The sequence below is a fragment of the Streptomyces oceani genome (genome assembly GCF_001751245.1).
In the GTDB taxonomy this organism is placed as follows: domain Bacteria; phylum Actinomycetota; class Actinomycetes; order Streptomycetales; family Streptomycetaceae; genus Streptomyces; species Streptomyces oceani.
Map to the genome: position 1 here is coordinate 1 of NZ_LJGU01000052.1, position 452 is coordinate 452.

The 452-nt window shown below is 75.2% G+C and carries 1 pseudogene; it reads right to left on the reverse strand.

Features of this window, described 5'->3' with window-relative positions:
* Nucleotides 1–452 (reverse strand): annotated as a pseudogene (locus AN216_RS00240) (N-acetylmannosamine-6-phosphate 2-epimerase); the annotation flags it as partial.

Here is a 452-nt window from a genome sequence, read left to right on the forward strand (position 1 = left end):
CCCCCTCGTCGTACGAGGAGACGTCGGCCATCACCAGGCAGCCCACCTCGTGTGCCGCCCTGACCGAGGTGGCGAGGTCACCGCCGTCCGGTCGCGGTCGCGCGGTGGCGTCGAGCGCGACGACGTCCACGCCGGTGCGGGCGACGGCGGTGACGTGGTGAGCGGTCGGCGTGATCCGGACCTCCGCCTCGCCGTCCTTCCACAGACCGATCAGCGGCACCGAGGTGGCCGCGCGGATCGCGTACAGGTCGTCCAGGCCCTGCGCGCGGATCGCCGCGGCTCCGCCGGCGAGTACCGCGAGCGCCATCCGCCGCATCGTGTCCGCGTCCCGCAGCGACTCCCCGGGATACGCCTGGCAGGAGACGATCAGCTGACCGCGCAGCGAGGCGATCAGGTCGTTCCCGGTCCGGGTCGTCCGGGCGGTCCGGGCCGGCTCCGCGCCCTCGGCGGGC